The organism is Thermostichus sp. OS-CIW-26 (assembly GCF_054058395.1).
This window is the reverse complement of the sequence record NZ_JBSSAG010000005.1, coordinates 20,381-39,998: the sequence shown is the minus strand read 5'-3', so window position 1 is coordinate 39,998 and position 19,618 is coordinate 20,381. Positions and strand designations below refer to the sequence as shown.

The window sequence follows — 19,618 nt, the reverse complement described above, 5'->3', positions numbered from 1 at the left end:
CCTTTTAGTCTTTAGACCGCTGAGGATCCCTTGATGAGCCAAACGCCTCTGCAACGCACCCCCTTGTTCTCCCTTCATCAAGCTTTGGGGGCGCGATTTGTCTCTTTTGCCGGCTGGGAAATGCCGCTGCAGTATCGGGGAGTGATAGCAGAACATCGGGCAGTGCGGGAGAGGGTGGGGATATTCGACATTTCCCACATGGGCAAGTTCACCCTCTGGGGGCCGGAGCTGGGATCCCACCTCAGCCGTCTGGTTCCCAGCGATCTGAGCGCCGTTCCTGTGGGATCTGGTCGGTACACCGTCCTGCTCAATCCACTGGGGGGCATTTTGGATGATGTCATCTTCTACCGGCATCCACCGGAGGGTGAGCTGGAGCACTGGAGCGTGATCGTCAATGCAGCCACCCGGCAGAAGGATTGGGATTGGCTCAACCACCACTTCCAAGGGATCCCCGGAGTTAACCTGCAGGATCACTCCGATGCTCAGGTTCTGTTGGCGGTGCAGGGGCCGGCAGCCGAACAGGTTCTCCAGCCCTTTTTGGAGGGATCCCTGAAGGCTTTGCGCCGGTTTCAGCACGGTCAGTTTGCCGGAGCGGCGGGAGCCTTGGGAGAGTCTATCTTCGTGGCCCGCACCGGCTACACCGGAGAAGATGGCTTTGAAGTCATGCTCAGCCCCGAAGACGGCATCCGCCTTTGGGAGCAACTGATTCAGGCCGGCGTACAACCCTGTGGGCTGGGCTGCCGCGATACCCTGCGCCTGGAGGCTGCCTTCCATCTTTACGGGCAGGACATGGACGAGAGCACCACTCCCTTAGAAGCCGGCTTGGGCTGGTTGGTGAACAACCCAGGGGACTACATCGGCAAGCCCGCCATCGAAAGCCAACGGCAGCAAGGGATCCCTCGCCACCTGGTGGGGTTTCGCATGCTGCATCCGGCCATCCCCCGCAGCGGCTATGCCATCTACGCTCCCAACTCCCCTGAGCCGATCGGACGGGTAACCAGCGGCACCCATTCTCCCAGTTTGGGCTACGGCATCGGCTTGGGCTATGTCGCTCCGGCTTGGGCCAAGGTGGGATCCCGGCTGGAAATTGAAATTCGGGGGCAGCGCCAGCCTGCCGAAGTGGTGAAAAAACCTTTCTACAGTGCTGCGCACCGCTGACGCAAACGGTTACAGGTTCCCGTTAACCCAGGGTTTGGCAGCTTTGGGCGTGGAGTATTCCTGCTGCAGCCGCCGCAATTTCCGCAAGGCCCGCCGCTCAATTTGTCGGACTCGCTCTCGCGAAAGGCCGATGTGCTCCCCAATTTCCCGCAGCGTTAGGCCCCTCGATCCATCCAGCCCATAGCGAGCCACGATCACCTGTCGTTCTCGTTCGCTCAGTTGGCCCACCAGCGCGCGGACTTCCTCTCGATGGGCAACCTGGGTTAGGTGTTCGACAGGGTCGTTGTCTTCATCTGGGATAAAGTGCTGCAGCTCGGTGCCGTCTTCATCCCCTACCCCCACGTTCAAGGAACGCATCTCTGCCATGTGGCGGGTGATCAGCTCCCGGTAGTTATCGCCGATATCCAGAGAATCAAAAACTTCTTCTGCCTGGGGGCGGGATCCCCTTTCGGCAGATAACTCGCGGTAGCGCCGCTTCACCTGGGAGACTTTTTCGTACATGTGGGCCGGCAGACGGATCATCCGCCCCTTGTTCTGGATGCCCCGGTTCACACTTTGCCGGATCCACCAAGTGGCATAGGTGGAGAACTTGTAACCACGGGTGGGATCGAACTTTTCCACGGCGCGGGTGAGGCCGATGGTGCCTTCCTGAATCAGATCCAGAAACGGCAAGCCGCGATTGCGATAGCGCTTGGCAATCGACACCACCAAGCGGAGGTTACACTCCACCATTCGTTTCTTGGCTGCTTCCCCCTGCCGCAGGATCTGCTGCAGCTCTGCCAAGGGGATCCCCAGCCGCTGGCTCCAACCTTCCACAGACTCATGGGGCTGCCGTTGCTCCAAGAGCGTCACCATCCGCTGCACCTGGTGAGCCAGGCGGAGCTCTTCTTCAGCGGTGAGCAACGAGTAGCGGCCAATCGTCTTCAAGAAACGCCCCACCGCATCTTGCAAGTCAAGACTTTCTGACATATCAAACCCCACACCATAAATTCATGTCCTGTCAGAATCTCTACTTCTCCTGCTGCATCGGGCCCTCTTCCTACACACGAAGCTGACCTTTCTGCAAACAGCACCTTATTCATACCAGCACAAAAGCCTTTTCGTAAAGGCTTTGACTTCGAAAAATCTAATCCAGAACTCGGTGTTTGACTCACTAAATTTATTGAGTCTGGCTCACTAGACTCTATTAGGAGCGTCTAGCTGCCCATTTTGTCGATTAAAAACTCTACTAAAAGGGTGGCCGAGAAATTAACCATTTCATAAGCCTGGATTTAAGGCTTAGGAAAGTTACGAAAGATTGTTCTAAACAATCAACAAGTTTTTGATGCCAAATCAGATTGCTCATAAGCTAAGAAAGCAAATTTTTTCACTCATTTTGTTAGAACTAGAAATGGATATTTCTGTTTGCAGAACTATCGGAAGAGCTTGCTCGGCAGGGAATAGAAAGGTTCATCAGCAGGTTTTTGGAATGCCTTGAGGTGAATTTGGCACGTCATCGCCGACAACCTCAGCCGGAAACAGATGAGGACGGATCCCTGTGGGACAGGTTTTTGCTTCTGCCTCTAAACCTAGTGGAAGTTATCGCCAATACTCGACTTTGGACACTAGATGCAGATCTAAGATTTCTGTATCACCGAACACGCTAGGCGCGGATGCCTCAGCCTTGGTGCTCCGTACCGCTATCGCGAATGCCGCAGCGCGCGCCTACATAAGAAGGCAGGTCAGGCCAGCCCAGCGATCCTCCAGGCCCAGGTGTGTTGCACTCCTGCGGGAGAAAGGGGGAGCTGCGTTCCGCTCGCTCGACCCACCGCAGGATGGTTTACATTTCTTCCACCACCCCAAGGGCGCTTTATAGTGAGGATCCGGTCTCCATCGGTCAAAGGATTGGAAGGGCCATGTCTCACTTCACCACCCTGCAAGTGCAAATCAAAGACGCCGATCTCCTGGAAGAGACCCTGAAGGAATTGGGCTACGCCGTGCAGCGGAATGCCAGCCTGCGGGGCTATCTCTGGAACCGCACCCGCGCCGATCTGGTGATCCGTCAGAAAAATGGCTTCGACATCGGGTTTCGTCGCAACGGGGATCACTACGAGCTGGTGGCCGATCTGTGGGGGGCGGGCATCGATCCCAAGACCTTCCTGGAGCCGATTTTGCAGCGCTACGCCCACAAAAGTTTGCTGCGCTCAGCCCGTGAGCAGGGCTATACCATCGAGGCCGAAGAAGTGCTGGAGGATGGCACCATCCGCGTGGTGGTGGGGCGTTGGGTATAGCTAGGCCCATCGGCATCCGCCCATGGTAGGTAAGCCTCAGCCGGCTGTCAGGACTGACCAGGGATCCCGGCCCCAACCTTGGGATCTGGTGTTGGGGGGGCAAACGGCAACCGGGAGCGCCCCGGCCCATGCCTTAGTGCTGGGAGGTCTCGAGGGGGCGCGGCGACGACTCGCCCATAGCGATGAAGCCGTGCGCTTAGCCACGCTATCCCAGTTGCTGCAGTACGGGTCGGCGGGCCTGGCCGAACTCATTGCAGCCCTCGCCGGCAACAGCTCTTGGGCGGTGCGGCTGGAAGCTTGGCGGCTGTTGTCTCAGCTTGGCCAGCCGGAGGCAGAACGGGCCTGTCGCACCTACAGCCCTTTTCGCCCGGTGGGGGGAGCGCAAGGGGTGATCGTGGCCTATCGGCGGGGGGAGCGGGATTTTGCCTATGCAGACCTGGAGGGAGCCGACCTTCAAGAAGCACGGCTGGGGGGGATCAACCTGTGGGAGGCCAACCTGAGGCGGGCCAACTTGCGCTTTTGCAACTTCAACGGCGCCCGGCTGCGGCAAACGGATTTGCGCCAAGCGGATTTGCAAGGGGCCAAGCTGAGCGGAGCCGACTTACAGGGAGCCGACCTGCGGGGATCCGACCTGAGGGGGGTAAAAGTTAGCGGCACCAGCCTGCGGGGATCCCAGCTTTCGGAAGAGACCCACCTAGAAGAACGGGTGCGCCACATCTGGCAGTTGCAGAATTGGGGGGGACAGGGACAGGATTTCTCCGGCCAAGACCTGAGCAAAGCCGATCTGCGGGAACTGGTGCTCTGTCAGATCCGGCTGAGGGGAGCGGATCTGAACCGGGCGGATCTGCGTGGATCCAACCTAGAGGGAGCAGACTTGGGGGGAGCCAACCTACAGCGGGCGGACTTGCGGGGGGCCAACTTGCAAAATGCCGACCTGGAAGGGGCCAATCTCAGCGGCGCCGAGCTGCGTCAGGCCCAGTTTCAGGGGGCTAACCTGCGGCGGGCCGATGTCAGCGGGGCCAACCTAACCCAAGCCAACCTGGAAGGAGCTCAGATCGAAGGGTTAAAGCACAGCGGATCCCGGATTGCCGGCCTGATCTTTCCCGACGGCACCCCGATCAAGCCCTGGTGGTGGTAACAGGTGCCTACCGCTCACCCAATGAGCCAAATCCAAAGGAATCCCAAGATCCCCCGGCAATTGGGCAAACCCGGATCACCATAGGAGTAGAGATACCTATGGGGTACAGCTATGGTTCTGGCAGAACAGCTCTCGACAAAACCGCTCACCGCCGACGAGCTTCGCAAAATGGATGCCTACTGGCGGGCCGCCAACTATCTGTCGGTCGGGCAAATCTATTTGATGGACAACCCGCTGCTGCGAGAACCCCTGAAACTGGAACATGTGAAGCCACGCCTGCTGGGGCACTGGGGCACCACACCCGGGTTGAACTTCATCTACGTGCATCTCAACCGCATCATCAAACGGGAAAACCTCAACATCCTCTACATCACCGGCCCCGGCCACGGTGGCCCTGCTCTGGTGGCCAACACCTACTTGGAAGGCACCTACAGCGAGGTGTATCCCAACATCGGCCAAGACGCCGAAGGCATGCGCAAGCTGTTCAAGCAATTCTCCTTCCCCGGCGGCGTGCCCAGCCACGTGGCTCCGGAAACCCCTGGCTCCATCCACGAGGGGGGAGAACTGGGCTATGCCCTGGCCCACGCCTTTGGGGCGGCCTTCGACAACCCCGATCTGCTGGTGGCCTGTGTGGTGGGGGATGGAGAAGCGGAAACCGGCCCCTTGGCCGCTTCCTGGCATTCCAACAAGTTCCTCAACCCCATCCACGACGGAGCAGTGCTGCCGATTCTGCACCTGAACGGCTACAAGATCGCCAATCCCACCGTTTTGGCCCGCCTCAGCCGTGACGAGCTGCAAAATCTGTTTGTGGGCTACGGCTACAAACCCTACTTCGTAGAAGGCTGCGAGCCGGCAGAGATGCACCAGTTGATGGCCGCCACTTTGGACACGGTGATCCACGAGATCCAAGAAATCCAGCAGCATGCCCGCAGCAAAGGGGATCCCACTCGTCCCCAATGGCCGATGATCATCCTGCGCACCCCCAAAGGCTGGACCGGCCCCAAAGAGGTGGACGGCAAAAAGGTGGAAGATTTCTGGCGCTCCCACCAAGTGCCCCTGGCGGATCTGGCCAAAAAACCCGATCACCTCAAAGCTCTGGAAGACTGGATGCGCAGCTACAAGCCGGAAGAACTTTTCGATGAAAATGGCCGTCTGCTGCCGGAGCTGCAAGAGCTGGCCCCCAAAGGGGAAAAACGCATGGGGGCTTTGCCCCACGCCAACGGCGGCCTGCTGACGCGGGAGCTGAAAATGCCGGATTTCCGTCGCTACGCCGTGCCTGTCCCCCGCCCCGGCACCACCGAGGCCGAAGCCACCCGAGTTCTGGGGCAATTTCTGCGGGATGTGATGAAGCTCAACCCCCACAACTTCCGCCTCTTTGGCCCCGATGAAACCGCTTCCAACCGCTTGGATGCTGTGTTTGAGGCCAGCGACCGCACCTGGGTAGCTCCCATCTACGATTGCGACGAGCACCTCTCCCCAGATGGACGGGTGATGGAGATCCTCAGCGAGCACGTCTGTCAGGGCTGGCTAGAAGGCTACCTGTTGACCGGGCGACACGGGTTCTTTTCCTGTTACGAAGCCTTCATCCACCTGGTGGACTCCATGTTCAACCAACACGCCAAATGGTTGAAAACCACCCGTCACATTCCTTGGCGGCGGCCCATCCCTTCCCTCAACTACCTGCTGACTTCCCATGTGTGGCGGCAGGATCACAACGGCTTCAGCCACCAGGATCCCGGCTTTTTGGATCACGTGGTCAACAAAAAGGCCGAAATCATCCGCGTCTACCTGCCCCCGGATACCAATACTTTGCTCTCGGTGGCCGACCACTGTCTGCGCAGTCGCCACTACGTGAACGTGATCGTGGCAGGCAAACAGCCGGCCCTGCAGTACCTGGATATGGATGCGGCCATCAAGCACTGCACCCAGGGCTTGGGCATCTGGGAATGGGCCAGCAACGATCAGGGTTCAGAGCCGGATGTGGTGATGGCCTGCTGCGGCGATGTGCCCACCATGGAAACCCTGGCGGCGGTGGACTTTTTGCGGCAGCACCTGCCGGAGATCAAGATCCGGGTGGTGAACGTGGTGAACCTAATGAAGCTGCAGCCGCCCAGCGAACACCCCCACGGCATTAGCGACAAGGAGTTTGTCAGTATCTTCACCCCCGACAAGCCCATCGTGTTTGCCTTCCACGGCTATCCTTGGCTCATCCACCGCCTCACCTACCGCCGTCCCAACCACCACAACCTGCACGTGCGCGGCTACAAGGAGGAAGGCACCACCACCACCCCCTTCGACATGTGCGTTCTCAACCAGGTGGATCGCTTTAACTTGGCCAACGACGTCTTGGAGCGGGTGGATCGCTTCAAGTACCGGCGGGATCACGTCCAGCAGCTTATCCGGGACAAGCTGGTGGAGCACAAGCAGTACATCTGCAAACACGGGGAAGATCTGCCGGAGGTGCGCAACTGGAAGTGGCCCTATTGAAGGGATCCCCACCAACTATGGCCATTTCAATTCAAACTGGGACACCGCACCCCCACCGAAAACGTTGGTTCCGTCATCGCGTCGTCCCGCAGTCGCGTCGTCGCGTCAGCGTTGCGGAGCAATAATGCATAGAGCTATGGGGCTTTTCTCCGTAGCCTAGGCATCTCACCCTAACCTGAAATCACCATAGCTTTCGCCTCTGAGCTCTGGCAGGATAGAGTTTTCTTGGGCTCTGCCTGCCGGAGTTTTCTGAAGTCTAGAGGTTGAGGGTGTGAGGGGTTCAGAAAGGGTGGATGCGGATACCCTTCCCGATCTGGAGGTGGAAGAAACAGAGTGGGGCGGGATGGCGCTCTCGCTGGGGCTGGGTTTGGCCCTCTCGACCCTTGTGATCGGGATCCGCCCCCAGGTGGTCGTTCCTTTTGGATTGAGCGCGTTGGGTTCGGCCCTGCTGGGATCCCTGCTCATCCCCGGGTTGCGGCGCTGGAAGGCGGGGCAAGTGATCCGCCAGGAGGGGCCCCAATCCCACCAGAAAAAAGCAGGCACACCCACCATGGGCGGGATCAGCTTTTTGCCCGTGGGGCTGCTGGTGGCGGGGATCTGGAGCGGCTGGGATCCCCATTGGCTGGCCGTCGCGCTGCTCACGCTGGCCTACAGCTTTGTCGGCTGGCTGGACGATTGGCTGGTGATCCGACAGCAATCCAACAAGGGGTTGTCTCCCAAACACAAGCTGTTGCTCCAGGTGGGAGTTGCCCTTGGGTTTTGTGTCTACCTGGCCTGGCAGGGGATCCCGACCAGTCTGACCTTGCCGGGGATAGGCACCCTCTCTCTGGGCTGGCTGTTCTGGCCCTTGGCCCTGTTTGTGTTGGTGGGCACCAATAATGCCGTAAACCTCACCGATGGTATGGACGGCTTGGCGGCAGGGGTGGTGGCCATCCTGCTGATTGGGCTGGGGCTCCTTCACAGGGATCCAGAGCTATCGGTGTTGGCCTTCGCCTTGAGCGGTGCCTGCTTGGGGTTCCTGGTTCACAACCACCACCGGGCACGGCTGTTCATGGGCGATACCGGATCCCTGGGGTTGGGGGGCGCTCTGGCCGGGTTGGCGCTGCTGGGGGATCAGCTCTGGGCCTTGGCCCTGATGGGGGGAGTGCTGGTGGCAGAGGCACTGTCGGTGATGCTGCAGGTGGGCTACTTCCAATACACCAAACGCAAAACCGGCACAGGCAGACGGCTGTTGCGCATGTCGCCCTTGCACCACCATCTGGAGCTGGGGGGCTGGTCGGAGGTGCAGGTGGTGGGATCCCTCTATGGGATAACGGCGCTGCTAATGGGGCTGGGCTGGGCCTGGTGGCACTGGACCGGAATGTGAGTTCGAGCTGGGGATCCACCGGGATTCCAATGGGAGCCTGACCTCAAACGGGTTGTTCGGCGTGGGAAATGGCCACCGGCAGATCGGCCCCCACCCGCTAAGTCCCGGGATCCCTTCTGTTGTGAGGAAAACGCAAAGATTACTGACCGATGTTTGTTCCCTGTCAAATTTCCAACTGAATCTTTTACATTCACCGTTGCAGATCGGGGATCGCTGTAACGTATGGATATGAACTTAAGTTAACATTGCCTTCCCCTGTAACCCAGTTGGAGGCCTCTAAAAGGAGTGTAATCTCATGATGCCGAGTGGCTCCAAAAATTCCGATAGGCCAGCGGCACAGTCAGGGCACAGCGATTTGGTCTCCGACCCGCCGATGCAAGCGGCTCCTTCTCCGGCAGGTGCTGCTGAGCTTTCCTCTGCGCGGCCGTACGTGGTGTTGCACGGCCATTTCTATCAGCCGCCCCGAGAGGATCCCTGCCTCAACCGCATTCAGCGACAGCCGAGCGCCAGCCCCTTTCACGACTGGAACGAGCGCATTTGGGCGGAATGTTACCGCCCCAACGCCTTTGCCCGCGTTCTGGACGACCAAGGACGGGTGGTGCGCATTGTCAACAACTATGAATTCTTGAGCTTTAACTTCGGCCCTACTCTCCTCTCTTGGCTAGAGGAGCATGACATTGAAGTTTACCAACGCATTTTGGCCGGCGACCGTCTCAGCGCTGAGCGGCTGGAGGGTCATGGCAATGCCATCGCCCAAGTCTACAACCACGTCATCCTGCCCCTGGCCAACGAGCGAGACAAGTACACCCAGATCCGCTGGGGAATTGCCGATTTCCAACACCGCTTCGGGCGCCATCCCCAGGGCATGTGGCTGGCCGAAACCGCCATTGATGCAGCAACGGTCACGGCCTTGGTCGAATGTGGGATCCGCTTCGTCATTTTGGCCCCCAGCCAAGCGCAGCGCATTCGCCCCTTGGGACAAACGGAGTGGATCGATGTCAGCCAAGGCCAGATCGATCCCCGTCGGCCCTACCGCTGCTTTACCCCCGATCGGGAGGGGTACTTGGATATTTTCTTTTTCGATGGCCCCATTTCCCGTGACTTGGGCTTTGGGGATATCGTTTACAGTACTTATTCGCTGGCGGAGCGGATCCGTTCCGCTCTGCGCCCGGACAAAGAGGGGGAAGCCTATCTGATCAACTGTGCCACCGATGGCGAGACTTTTGGCCACCACAAGCGGGGTGTAGAACGCACGCTGGCCTATGCCTTTTGCGAGGAATTTCCCCGCCGGGGCTGGCAGGTGGGCAACTACAGCCATTTTCTCAGCCAACATCCCCCCACTTGGGAGGTGCAACTGAAACCGGTCACCGCCTGGAGCTGCGCCCACGGGGTAGGACGGTGGTCGCGAGACTGTGGCTGCGGAGCGGTGGGAGGGTGGCACCAACGCTGGCGGCAACCGCTGCGGGAGGCCCTCAACTGGCTGCGGGATCAGCTGGCCGAGATCTACGAGACGGAGGCCAGAGCCTACCTGCGGGATCCCTGGCTGGCGCGGGATCGTTACATCGAGGTGATTTTGGATCGGGAGCGCTGTGATGCCTTTTTGCAGGAGCACCAAAGCCACCGCCTCACCGCCGAAGATCGGGTGCAAGTGCTGCGCCTGTTGGAGATGCAGCGCTACAGCCAGTTGATGTTCACCAGTTGTGGCTGGTTTTTCGAGGAGCTATCCCGTCCTGAAGGGGTGCAGATCCTGCGTTACGCGGCACGGGCTATCCAGTTGGCAGCAGCAGTGGCGGATGTCAACCTAGAAGAGGAGTTTTTGCAGCGCCTGAGCAAGGCCCCCAGCAACCTCGACCTCTACAGAGACGGCAAGGGGGTCTATTGCGCCTTGGTGCGCCCCAGCTTGATCAGCCCGCAACGGCTGGTGGCTCAGCACGCCATGTTTTCCCTGTTTAACGGGATCCCCCGTTCCCAAGGATATGTGCTGGATCAAGTGGATCAAGAGCGCCTGACGATAGGCGGGTCGACACTGGCCATCGGGCGGGTGAAGCTCACTTTTCCCACCACCCGCGAAGAGCACGACCTGATCTACGCCATGCTCCATCTCGGCGGCTGGGACTTTCAATGTGGCGTCAAGCCGTTTGCCGGGCGGCGCATCTACGAGCAGATAAAAGCGCGGCTGCTGGCCGGATCCCACAGTCGGATCCAGATGATCCTGACCCTGCAAGACCTATTTGGGCCGGAAACCTTCGACTTGAACGCCCTCGACGACGAAGATCGGCAGCAGATGATGCGCTGGCTCACTCAAGATACCCTAGACCGCCTGGCCCAGCTCTACCGCCAAACCTACCTGGACAATTACGGGGTCTTGATGGCCTTTCGGGCCGACGGCCTGCCGATCCCGGAAGAGTTGTTGGCTGCCGCTCAGATCACCCTCAACCAACGCCTGTTGACCAGTTTGCGGGCGATGGAAATGGAAGAGGGCAAGCGGGATCACCTGCTGGAATTGCGGGCAATTGTGCGCGAGGCCGAGCAGTTGGGGTGTCAGTTGCGGCGGGAAGAGGCAGCCCGGGTTCTGGATCGGCTCCTGCAGCGGGGGATGTGGCACCTTGCCCACGCTTTTGAGCCGGAGACCTTCGGCGAACAGCTCTACAACCTGGAAGAATGGCTGCAATTGGCTGCAGACCTGCGCCTGCCCATCAACTTGGATCGCCTGCAAGAGCTCTATCTGACAGCGCTGGAGCGTCAAATTGGCCCGCGTTGCCCAGCTTGGCCCCAAGAAGACTGCCGAGACATTTCTGCCGAAAACCTGCACCGCCTCTTACAGGTTGGGCAGCGAATTCGGGTCAACGTCAATGCCTGGCTGCGTCACCTACACCCCCAAAATTAAACCCCCAAGATTAAGTTGAGAGCTCAGTGAACTTTAAAGCCATCGGGATGACAGGATTCGAACCTGCGACCCCTTCGTCCCGAACGAAGTGCGCTACCAAGCTGCGCTACATCCCGACTGACAGGCCCCTTTAACCGCCCGCCGAAGCTCAACAAGTATAGCACGCCGGCTACGGACAATGAGGACAAGGGATCCCCAGCAGAGAAGGGGATCCAATCTGCGCTAAGCTGCAAAAACCCCCCCTCTTGTCAGCCCAAGTATGAGTCAGTCTAAGGGTTTCCGCAAATCCAAGCCTGAGAAAAAACCGGCCAGCTCCAACACTGCCAAGCGCAAGGAAGCCGCCAAACGGTACGACGAGCTGAAAGCCAAGGGGATGCCGGAGTTCAACATCTTTGCCCGCCGTCGCCAGCCCGCGCCTGGCCAGCCCAACCCTTGGCTGCCGGTGGGATCCCTGGCAGTGGGGCGTTCCAGCGCCATTCACCAGGCCATTTTCCAAAACGAGGAAGAACTCAAAAAAGCAGCCGTCAGGCTGTTTCCCCGTCTCGGCAAGGTGAAAGATGACCTGGAGTTTGGGTTTCGCCTCAAGGACAAGGACTTTCAGGACGAGCCGATCCAGGTGGCGATCCGTCCCCAGCCTTCACCCCTTCAAGTCTGGATGGCCAAAATCCGAGGTTGGTTGGGCCTCTCCGGCAAAGGAACCTCCAAAAAAGCTTAGACCGCCGCAAAGGCCCTGGGCAGCCAGCCCAAAATCAGAGGGTTGACCACCTCTGGGCGCTCGTCGTGGGGGCAATGGCCTGTATTGGGAATGGGCAAGAACTGGTAGTCGATCCCTTGCACATGGTTTTGAAAGCCGCGACCCCGTTGAATGGGCGTCCAGGGATCCCCTTCTCCCCAGAGCACCAACAGCGGACAGCGCACCTGAGGCAATAGGGCTTCGGGAGTCGGGCCGGGGGGAGCGGTAAGAATCGAGGCAAACACCTGCTGAGCGCCCACATCACAGGAAGGGGCATACAGAATCTCCACCAGCTCATCGGTAATGGCGGCGGGGTTACGGTACACCTGCTTGAGAGTTGCGCGGATACGCTGCCGCTGCCGCACCCGATCAAACAAAAACGGCCCCGTCACCGGAGAAGCCGCCAGAGCGGTGAAAACACTCATGAAAAGGCGGAAAATCGGGCTGAGCTCATGGGAGCGATGGTTCAGTCCCCCGGCGCAGTTGAGCAGCACCGCCCCTGCTGTTAACTGGGGATGCCGGGCAGCCATCATCAAGCTGAGCAAGGCACCAATGGAATTGCCGATAAACACAGCAGGCTGCTGAATGTGCTGCTGCCAAAAATCCACCAGCAACTCCGCCCAGAGATCCAAGGTGTAGGGGAGAGCAGGCTTGGCCGAGCCGCCAAACCCGAGCAAATCCAGGGCATAGACCCGGTATCCTGCCGCAGCCAGCACGGGGATGTTGTGCCGCCAATGGCCGATGGAAGCCCCGAATCCATGCACCAAGACCAGCGGGGATCCGGATCCCTGCACCACGTAGCGAATGGCATGTCCGCGCCAGCTCCAGACTTGGGGAGCAAAAGGAGCAATGGCCTCAGCCGCAGAACCGGCAGAAGAAGCAGTCAGCACAGCCTGAAAACAGACCCAGTTAAAGATGTAGGTAGAAACTCAGAGCCATCCCTGTTCATCATAGCTTCGGAATGCCTTTGTCTGATACATTTACGCTGAACACTGCTGAGCATTACTGCTCAACGGTGAAGCGATAGCATTCTGTCCGTTTCCAAACAGAACGGCGGTATCCCGCAAAGCCCTGAGCATAACACCCAGAGCGCCTTGCCAATCTCGTGGTAGCCTATGGTTGCACTTGGGGCATGTGAACACTTTCGCACCACCTAACTTCGTGTGGATGTGCCCACACTTGGTACAGGTTTTGCTGGTGTACGCTTCCGATACTTCCACGACAACCACGTTTTTCTTCTTGGCTTGAAACTTCAGGAACTGCTTGAACCGATAGTGCGCCCAGGTGAGCATCGCCCTTGCTGTCTTGCTACCAAACTTCCTCCCTGCCTTGGCAACCATCTTGGCTGACTCGAAAGTGGGGAGGAATATCAATCGGTAGTTATCCGTTAGGAACGCCGCTACCTTGCGATGGCACTCGTCCACCAAGTTCCTGATTCTCTCCCGCAGACGAAACGCCGCTTGCCGCATTCGCCTACGCTTGGGTCTCGGTGCTTTACTCAGCCTAGATTGCAGATCGTCTAGGTGGTAGCACAGCCGAGTGATTCTGCCGAAGTCCCCTTTGGCAATATCTACAAAACCTCCCGTCTCTACTGCCCTGCCTGCTGCTGCAGTTGCGGGTTCAGGTGCCGCCGAGGTGGGGTTGGGCCGGTCAACATGGGACGAAAGCATGCTGGACTTCTTGGGATCCCCGCCCTTGGCTGGATGGCATAGCACCCGGGGATCAGCTAGAAATCGCAGGAGCCCCGCACTGTGCCCGTAGGGTCAGTGTCGGGAGGAATGCGCTTTGATGAAGTACAATGAACTTATGAGCCAAATCCTGACCATATCCTGCAAGCTCAAGGTGTCCCCGTCGCAAGCCGCTAAATTGGACGCGACGATGGATGCCTTTATGCAGGCACTGAACTGGGTCAACCAGAACACGCCGGAGAAGATCGTCAATGCGGTCAAACTGCAGTCCCTTTGCTACTACGAGATTCGCGCCCGATTCGGCTTGTCCAGTAACTTGGCCCAGCAGGTCTGCAGACGGGTGGCCGGCGCCCGCAAAGTGGCGAGACAGCGCAACCGTCCAGTTAAAGAGTTCAAGCGTAGGTTCGCTACCTACGACGCTCGTATCTTCTCGTTCCGCGAGAAAGACTGGACGGTGTCGCTGACCACGGTGGAGGGTCGGGAGCGCTTTGAGCTGTCCATCGGCAACTACCAGCGTGGGATACTGGCGGGTTCCAACCCAAAAGCCGCCACGCTGGTCAAGCGGAAAGACGGCTCCTACTACATCCAGATTTGCGTAGAGGAAAAGCCACCCAAGCAGCAAGATGCCGACAAGGTGATCGGGGTGGACTTGGGCAGGACGGATATCGCCCATACGTCAGAGGGGGACAACTGGAATGGACAGCAGTTGAGCAGAGTCCGAGACCACTACTCCCGGTTGAGGGCGGCACTCCAACGCAAAGCCAGTAAGGGCACACGCAGTTCGCGGCGCAGATGCAGAGAACTGTTGCAACGGCTGTCTGGCAAGGAGAGACGCTTTCAAGTGTGGGTCAATCATCGCATCTCCAAAGCTATTGTCTCTAGGGCAAAAGCCACAAACAGCGCTATCGCTCTGGAAGACCTGACAGGGATCCGGGAAAGGGTCAATCAACAACCCCGCAGCAAAACCGAAAGGCGCAGGGCCAACAGTTGGGCGTTCTACCAACTACGTCAGTTTCTGGAGTACAAGGCGAGGGCTGCAGGGGTTTCTCTGGTTCTTGTGCCGCCCGCCTACACGTCGCAGACCTGTCACAAGTGTTTGCACATCCATCCCGACCCTGCGCAATCCTACCGCAGTGGTAAGTCGTTCAAGTGTGGGCACTGTGGATGGGAAGGGGATGCGGATTTGAATGGTGCGAATGTGATTGCGCTCTTGGGGGCTGTCGTAAACCAGCCTAGAGGTCCGGGCTTGTTTTGTTCTCTGGTAGAGCAGAGCAGGCTCAGGGCTACTGAAAGCCCGCTCCGTACCGCTTAGCGGTCGGAGCCGGGTAGTTTACCTTTCGACCTCATTTCGACCTCATTATTACCTCATTATTTTGTAGATTTTGTAGCTCGGCTGGGTTGAGCAGAAAGAGCGCTGGGAAGCGCAACCCGTCCAAGGAGGTCGGAGCCGGAAGCCAGTTGGACAGGTTAAGGTAAAGAGACTGTTAAGATTCTTATGGTTTTGCTGTTGCCAAGGCAACACCGCACCAACTAACATCTCGCTACACTGCGACCGCTCATGATTCATCCTCTGCTGCAACGGCTGCACCAATCCACCCTGACCCCGCTGCGGGATATCCACTGGACGCCGGAATTGTTCGGAATCCTCTTGGTGTACTTTGTGCAGGGGGCGGTGGGGCTGGCACGGCTGGCCACCAGCTTTTACCTGAAGGATAGCTTGGGCCTCAGCCCGTCTCAGGTGGCGGCGTTGATGGGCGTTGCCATGAGCCCCTGGATCCTCAAGCCCCTCTACGGCCTGCTGTCAGATACCGTACCGGTGGCGGGCTATCGGCGTCGTCCCTACCTCTTGTTGTCAGGGCTTCTGGGGTGTGGGGCTTGGCTGGGGATGGCCCTGTGGGCACCGACGGCTGGTCTGGCCACCCTGTGGATGGTTTTGGGATCCCTGGCGGTGGCGGTAGGGGATGTAATCGTAGATTCGCTGGTGGTGGAGCGGGTACACGGCAGTGACTGGGCGGGGACGGGCACGCTGCAATCTTTAACTTGGGGAGCAACGGCCTTGGGATCCCTGCTCACCGCCTATTTGGGAGGAGCGCTCTTAGCCCATTATCCGCCGCAGGTGGTGTTTGGGCTGACGGCCTTGTTGCCGTTGTTCATCGCTCTGGCAGCTTGGGTTATTGCCGATCAACCGGTGGCGTTGTCCCAGGGCTGGGATCCCTTGCAACAACAGGTGGGGCAGGTGTGGCGGGCGCTGCGGCAACCCAGCATTTTGCTGCCGGTGCTGTTTGTGTTCGTTTGGCAGGCCACTCCCAGCGCCGATGCGGCTCTTTTTTACTTTGTCACCAACGATCTCGGCTTTGGGCCGGAATTTTTGGGTCAGGTGCGCTTGGTTACCAGCATCGCCAGTTTGCTGGGGGTAGGGATCTTCCAGGTGTACCTGCGGCGGATCCCACTGCGGCCCCTGTTCGGCTGGATGACGGTGATCTCGGCGGCGTTGGGCCTGACCAGCCTTATCTTGGTCTATCACCTCAACCGGGATTGGGGTATCGACGATCATTGGTTTAGCTTGGGGGACAGCCTGGTGCTGACGGTGGCAGGACAAATTGCCTTTATGCCAGTGCTGGTCTTGGCCGCCCGCCTCTGCCCCCCTGGGATCGAGGCCACCCTCTTTGCTCTGCTGATGTCGGCCTTTAATTTGGCGGGGTTTCTCTCCCAAGAGCTGGGATCCCTGCTGATGCATGGGCTGGGGGTAACGGAGACCGATTTCAGCCGGCTGGGGCTGCTGCTGATCCTGACCAACCTTTCTACCCTCTTGCCCCTGCCGTTTTTGGGCTGGCTGCCGGAAGAGAGCATAACCCTTGGCGGAGCAGAACTGGAGGCGGAAGCCCATGCCTCTCTGGAATCCTTTCTGCGGGATGTGCAGGCAGAAGAAGCGGAGACAGCCTTGGCGATGGAAGGGGTCTCTCTGGCCGAAACCGACCCAACCTAAAGAGACTCTGTCTGGCCTCGGGAAAGGCATACAGCCTCGGTGTCCAGACGCTAAGATGGAGGGATGAGCTGGGTAGCCCCCACAACTCACTCGGATCTTTCACTTCAGGAGGGGACCGTGCTTCATCGTAGGATCTATCAACTCAGCCGCGAAGGCAAGGATGTGTGGATCTATCTGCGGGATCAGGGACGCTGGCTGGAACGGGCCAAGATCCTCGATATCGAAGGGGACACCATCCTAGTTCGCTACGAGACAGAAGATGAGGAGGAGATCTGCTCCTGGGAGGAGATGATTCGCCTGGAAAGCATTGGAGCTGTTGCTCAGCGCCTTTCCACCATTCCCAAGGGGATGCTCAGCACGTCAGATTTGCTCACCTCAGAAGACTGCCCTCCGGCTGAATTGCTGCATCCGCCACTGTTGCCTACCGAAGGAGAAGATCATCCCAGCAGCGAGCGCCTCGTGTAGGATTACCACCTGGATCGGGAGGCTCCTGCCGAGCTGCCGGTGCGCTCCAGTGGGGAAGATCTCAAACGGGCGGATCGTGCCCGGCACGATGCTGAAGGCACGGATTGAGTTCTCCGTTTGCCAGAGCGGCGCAGAAGAGCGCTTGACATCCTCAGGTTCAGCTAGAAATCGCAGGAGCCCCGCACTGTACCTGTAGGGTCAGTGTCGGGAGGAATGCGGAAGTTATGATAGAACCATGACCCAAGTCCTGACCGTCCCCTGCAAGCTCAAGGTGTCCCAGTCGCAAGCCGCCAAATTGGACGCGACGATGGATGTCTTTGTGCAGGCATTGAACTGGGTCAACCAGAACACGCCGGAGAAGATCGTCAACGCGGTCAAGTTGCAATCCCTTTGCTACTACGAGATTCGAGCCCGGTTCGGCTTGTCCAGTAACTTGGCTCAACAGGTGTGCAGACGGGTGGCAGGCGCTCGCAAAGTGGCGAGACAGCGCAACCGTCCGGTTAAAGAGTTCAAGCGTAGGTTCGTTACCTACGACGCACGTATCTTTTCATTCCGCGAGAAAGACTGGACGGTGTCGCTTGCCACGGTTGATGGAAGAGAACGCTTTGAGCTAGCCATTGGCAACTACCAGAGGGGAATGCTGGCTGGCTCTAACCCCAAATCGGCCACCCTAGTCCAGCGGAAGGACGGCTCCTACTACATCCAGATTTGCGTAGAGAAAAACCCGCCCAAGCAACAAGATACCGACAAGGTGATCGGGGTGGACTTTGGAAGGACAGATATTGCCCATACGTCAGAGGGGGACAATTGGAATGGACAGCAGTTGAACAGAGTCCGCGACCACTACTCCCGACTGAGGGCGGCACTCCAACGCAAAGCCAGTAAGGGCACCCGCAGTTCGCGGCGCAGATGCAGAGAACTGTTGCAACGGCTGTCTGGCAAGGAGAGACGCTTTCAAGTGTGGGTCAATCATCGCATCTCTAAAGCTATTGTCTCTAGGGCAAAAGCTACCAACAGCGCTATTGCTCTGGAAGACTTGACAGGGATCCGGGAAAGGGTCAATCAACAGCCACGCAGCAAAGCCGAGCGGCGTAGGACCAACAGTTGGGCGTTCTACCAACTACGTCAATTTTTGGAGTACAAGGCTCTGCGTGCGGGGGTTGCTCTGATTCTTGTTCCGCCTGCCTACACGTCGCAGACCTGCCACAAGTGTTTGCATATCCATCCCGATCCTGCGCAATCCTACCGCAGTGGCAAGTCGTTCAAGTGTGGACACTGTGGATGGGAAGGGGATGCGGATTTGAATGGTGCGAATGTGATTGCGCTTTTGGGGGCTGCTGTAAACCAGCCTAGAGGTTCGTGGTTGGCTTGCCAACTGCAGGGCTACCGAAAGCCCGCTCTGTACTGCGAAGCAGTCAGGGTCGGGTAGTTTACACGCCAGCTCAGAAGCCTAGAGGTGGATGGCCCGGCCACGGCCAGAAAAGTTCTCTAGAGTTCACCTTGGCAGATGAAGGGGATCCCAAGGGCGGGATCTACTTTGCCAGGCCCTCAGTTGTGCAGGGTCGGATGGTCAGTGGGCCGTAGAACTCCTCTTGGCACAGCTCCACCTGAGAGCGGGCAGCCATTAGCAGCAATGACCAGAAGACTTGAATGGGGTGAATGGTCCCGCTGCTGCCGTTTTGATAGCTTTTTTGGCAAAAGTGTTGCTGGAGATCGACAAAGCTGATCTGGGTCAGACCCTGCTGCCAAAGCTGAGCCAGCAGAGATTCTAGCTCGGCGGTGGTTTCCAAAAGGTTTTCCGGGTGGGCTAGCTGAGTGATGGCCGACAGCGCTTGCTGGCGAGAAATCCGTTGGGCCAGCGGCTTTGGGGCAGCTTCGGGCTGGTGTTCCAGCAGGGTTTCCAGCTCTTGCAGGTGGGCGATGAGTTCTTTGAGGGTGATGGGCCGGGTACGTTGAAGACGGGGTGCTGCCCTGGGTTGCAACACGCGATCCAAGTGCGCCAAAGACCAGCTTGGCCAGGGATCCACTTCTACCTCCACCGGGCTGGGCTCACTTTCTTCTGCTTCTGGTTCTGCCAAAGCCATCGCCTTAAGATAGACCAACATGGCAGCGTGGAGCAGGGCTTGTCCCGACTCAGACAGGTCATGGCTGCTGCTGGTGGGAGCCATACGGGCCAGAAAGCGATCGATAACCTCGATGACCTGCACATCCCAGGGATCGATCTCGCCTCGTTCTGCCAAATCAATGAGCAGAGCAATTGCCTCTTCGGTCGGTGAGTAGGCCATAGCACCCCACAGCTCCCTGACCCTTACTGTAGCCCTCAGGCCGGATCCCGGCTATCTCTAGCCATCTCCCATGCCGATTCGAATCCTCTGGCTCAATCGCTGACGTGGTAATATAGAGATCCTGCTCTAGTCGATAGCTGCTAGAGTGGTATCTG

Annotated in this window: 14 protein-coding genes, 1 tRNA gene and 1 pseudogene; 11 read left to right on the top strand and 5 right to left on the bottom strand. The window is 58.5% G+C overall.

Features of this window, described 5'->3' with window-relative positions; genetic code table 11:
- Nucleotides 1-33 precede the first annotated feature (33 nt).
- Nucleotides 34-1,158: a glycine cleavage system aminomethyltransferase GcvT gene (gene gcvT / locus ACVW0C_RS03765; RefSeq protein WP_457384387.1), complete on the top strand. Its 1,125-nt coding sequence runs from the start codon at nucleotides 34-36 to the stop codon at nucleotides 1,156-1,158.
- Nucleotides 1,159-1,167: 9 nt separating this feature from the next.
- On the opposite strand, the gene ACVW0C_RS03760 is transcribed toward gcvT, so the two are convergent.
- On the bottom strand, nucleotides 1,168-2,127 hold the full coding sequence (locus ACVW0C_RS03760; protein ID WP_457384386.1) for a sigma-70 family RNA polymerase sigma factor: 960 nt from the start codon (nucleotides 2,125-2,127) through the stop codon (nucleotides 1,168-1,170).
- Nucleotides 2,128-3,053: 926 nt separating this feature from the next.
- Between ACVW0C_RS03760 and ACVW0C_RS03755 the strand changes: the two genes are divergently transcribed.
- The 5 genes from ACVW0C_RS03755 (at nucleotide 3,054) to ACVW0C_RS03735 (ending at nucleotide 11,306) form a co-directional block, all read left to right on the top strand.
- Nucleotides 3,054-3,428, top strand: a complete 375-nt coding sequence (locus ACVW0C_RS03755; RefSeq protein WP_457384385.1) for a DUF1257 domain-containing protein — start codon at nucleotides 3,054-3,056, stop codon at nucleotides 3,426-3,428.
- A gap of 22 nt (nucleotides 3,429-3,450) precedes the next feature.
- A complete protein-coding gene (locus tag ACVW0C_RS03750; protein WP_457384384.1) occupies nucleotides 3,451-4,566 on the top strand; it encodes a pentapeptide repeat-containing protein in 1,116 nt (371 codons plus the stop codon).
- Between the two features lie 111 nt (nucleotides 4,567-4,677).
- A complete protein-coding gene (locus ACVW0C_RS03745; protein ID WP_414406787.1) occupies nucleotides 4,678-7,053 on the top strand; it encodes a phosphoketolase family protein in 2,376 nt (791 codons plus the stop codon).
- Between the two features lie 343 nt (nucleotides 7,054-7,396).
- Entirely contained in the window at nucleotides 7,397-8,419 is a 1,023-nt protein-coding gene (gene mraY / locus ACVW0C_RS03740; RefSeq protein ID WP_457384425.1) for a phospho-N-acetylmuramoyl-pentapeptide-transferase, read from the top strand.
- 295 nt (nucleotides 8,420-8,714) lie between these two features.
- Nucleotides 8,715-11,306, top strand: a complete 2,592-nt coding sequence (locus ACVW0C_RS03735) for a DUF3536 domain-containing protein (RefSeq protein WP_414357753.1) — start codon at nucleotides 8,715-8,717, stop codon at nucleotides 11,304-11,306.
- 42 nt (nucleotides 11,307-11,348) lie between these two features.
- On the opposite strand, the gene ACVW0C_RS03730 is transcribed toward ACVW0C_RS03735, so the two are convergent.
- Nucleotides 11,349-11,422, bottom strand: a tRNA-Pro gene (locus tag ACVW0C_RS03730).
- Between the two features lie 143 nt (nucleotides 11,423-11,565).
- Here ACVW0C_RS03730 and ACVW0C_RS03725 point away from each other — a divergent pair.
- The gene (locus ACVW0C_RS03725; protein WP_414381947.1) at nucleotides 11,566-12,021 is read left to right on the top strand and encodes an HHL1-like protein; all 456 of its coding nucleotides are present in this window, start codon (nucleotides 11,566-11,568) and stop codon (nucleotides 12,019-12,021) included.
- Here the strand turns inward: ACVW0C_RS03725 and ACVW0C_RS03720 are convergent.
- On the bottom strand, nucleotides 12,018-12,929 hold the full coding sequence (locus ACVW0C_RS03720; protein ID WP_457384383.1) for an alpha/beta fold hydrolase: 912 nt from the start codon (nucleotides 12,927-12,929) through the stop codon (nucleotides 12,018-12,020). The two genes, ACVW0C_RS03725 and ACVW0C_RS03720, sit on opposite strands and share 4 nt — an antisense overlap.
- Nucleotides 12,930-13,019: 90 nt before the next feature.
- A pseudogene (locus ACVW0C_RS03715) lies at nucleotides 13,020-13,622 on the bottom strand (zinc ribbon domain-containing protein); the annotation flags it as partial.
- A gap of 223 nt (nucleotides 13,623-13,845) precedes the next feature.
- Here ACVW0C_RS03715 and ACVW0C_RS03710 point away from each other — a divergent pair.
- The 4 genes from ACVW0C_RS03710 (at nucleotide 13,846) to ACVW0C_RS03695 (ending at nucleotide 18,607) form a co-directional block, all read left to right on the top strand.
- On the top strand, nucleotides 13,846-15,039 hold the full coding sequence (locus ACVW0C_RS03710) for an RNA-guided endonuclease InsQ/TnpB family protein (RefSeq protein ID WP_457384424.1): 1,194 nt from the start codon (nucleotides 13,846-13,848) through the stop codon (nucleotides 15,037-15,039).
- Nucleotides 15,040-15,285: 246 nt separating this feature from the next.
- The gene (locus ACVW0C_RS03705; RefSeq protein WP_457384382.1) at nucleotides 15,286-16,713 is read left to right on the top strand and encodes a folate/biopterin family MFS transporter; all 1,428 of its coding nucleotides are present in this window, start codon (nucleotides 15,286-15,288) and stop codon (nucleotides 16,711-16,713) included.
- Nucleotides 16,714-16,830: 117 nt separating this feature from the next.
- A complete protein-coding gene (locus ACVW0C_RS03700; RefSeq protein ID WP_457384381.1) occupies nucleotides 16,831-17,178 on the top strand; it encodes a DUF6679 family protein in 348 nt (115 codons plus the stop codon).
- A gap of 235 nt (nucleotides 17,179-17,413) precedes the next feature.
- On the top strand, nucleotides 17,414-18,607 hold the full coding sequence (locus ACVW0C_RS03695) for an RNA-guided endonuclease InsQ/TnpB family protein (RefSeq protein ID WP_457384380.1): 1,194 nt from the start codon (nucleotides 17,414-17,416) through the stop codon (nucleotides 18,605-18,607).
- Between the two features lie 103 nt (nucleotides 18,608-18,710).
- On the opposite strand, the gene ACVW0C_RS03690 is transcribed toward ACVW0C_RS03695, so the two are convergent.
- On the bottom strand, nucleotides 18,711-19,463 hold the full coding sequence (locus tag ACVW0C_RS03690) for a segregation/condensation protein A (RefSeq protein ID WP_414349871.1): 753 nt from the start codon (nucleotides 19,461-19,463) through the stop codon (nucleotides 18,711-18,713).
- Between the last annotated feature and the right edge of the window lie 155 nt (nucleotides 19,464-19,618).

Excerpts from the sequence above, each read along its gene's own strand:
- gcvT (WP_457384387.1), top strand. The coding sequence starts at position 34 with ATGAGCCAAACGCCTCTGCAACGCACCCCCTTGTTCTCCCTTCATCAA.
- ACVW0C_RS03760 (WP_457384386.1), bottom strand. The coding sequence starts at position 2,127 with ATGTCAGAAAGTCTTGACTTGCAAGATGCGGTGGGGCGTTTCTTGAAG.
- ACVW0C_RS03690 (WP_414349871.1), bottom strand. The coding sequence starts at position 19,463 with ATGGCCTACTCACCGACCGAAGAGGCAATTGCTCTGCTCATTGATTTG.
- ACVW0C_RS03710 (WP_457384424.1), top strand. The coding sequence starts at position 13,846 with ATGAGCCAAATCCTGACCATATCCTGCAAGCTCAAGGTGTCCCCGTCG.
- ACVW0C_RS03745 (WP_414406787.1), top strand. The coding sequence starts at position 4,678 with ATGGTTCTGGCAGAACAGCTCTCGACAAAACCGCTCACCGCCGACGAG.
- ACVW0C_RS03695 (WP_457384380.1), top strand. The coding sequence starts at position 17,414 with ATGACCCAAGTCCTGACCGTCCCCTGCAAGCTCAAGGTGTCCCAGTCG.
- mraY (WP_457384425.1), top strand. The coding sequence starts at position 7,397 with ATGGCGCTCTCGCTGGGGCTGGGTTTGGCCCTCTCGACCCTTGTGATC.
- ACVW0C_RS03750 (WP_457384384.1), top strand. The coding sequence starts at position 3,451 with ATGGTAGGTAAGCCTCAGCCGGCTGTCAGGACTGACCAGGGATCCCGG.
- ACVW0C_RS03755 (WP_457384385.1), top strand. The coding sequence starts at position 3,054 with ATGTCTCACTTCACCACCCTGCAAGTGCAAATCAAAGACGCCGATCTC.
- ACVW0C_RS03725 (WP_414381947.1), top strand. The coding sequence starts at position 11,566 with ATGAGTCAGTCTAAGGGTTTCCGCAAATCCAAGCCTGAGAAAAAACCG.
- ACVW0C_RS03735 (WP_414357753.1), top strand. The coding sequence starts at position 8,715 with ATGATGCCGAGTGGCTCCAAAAATTCCGATAGGCCAGCGGCACAGTCA.
- ACVW0C_RS03705 (WP_457384382.1), top strand. The coding sequence starts at position 15,286 with ATGATTCATCCTCTGCTGCAACGGCTGCACCAATCCACCCTGACCCCG.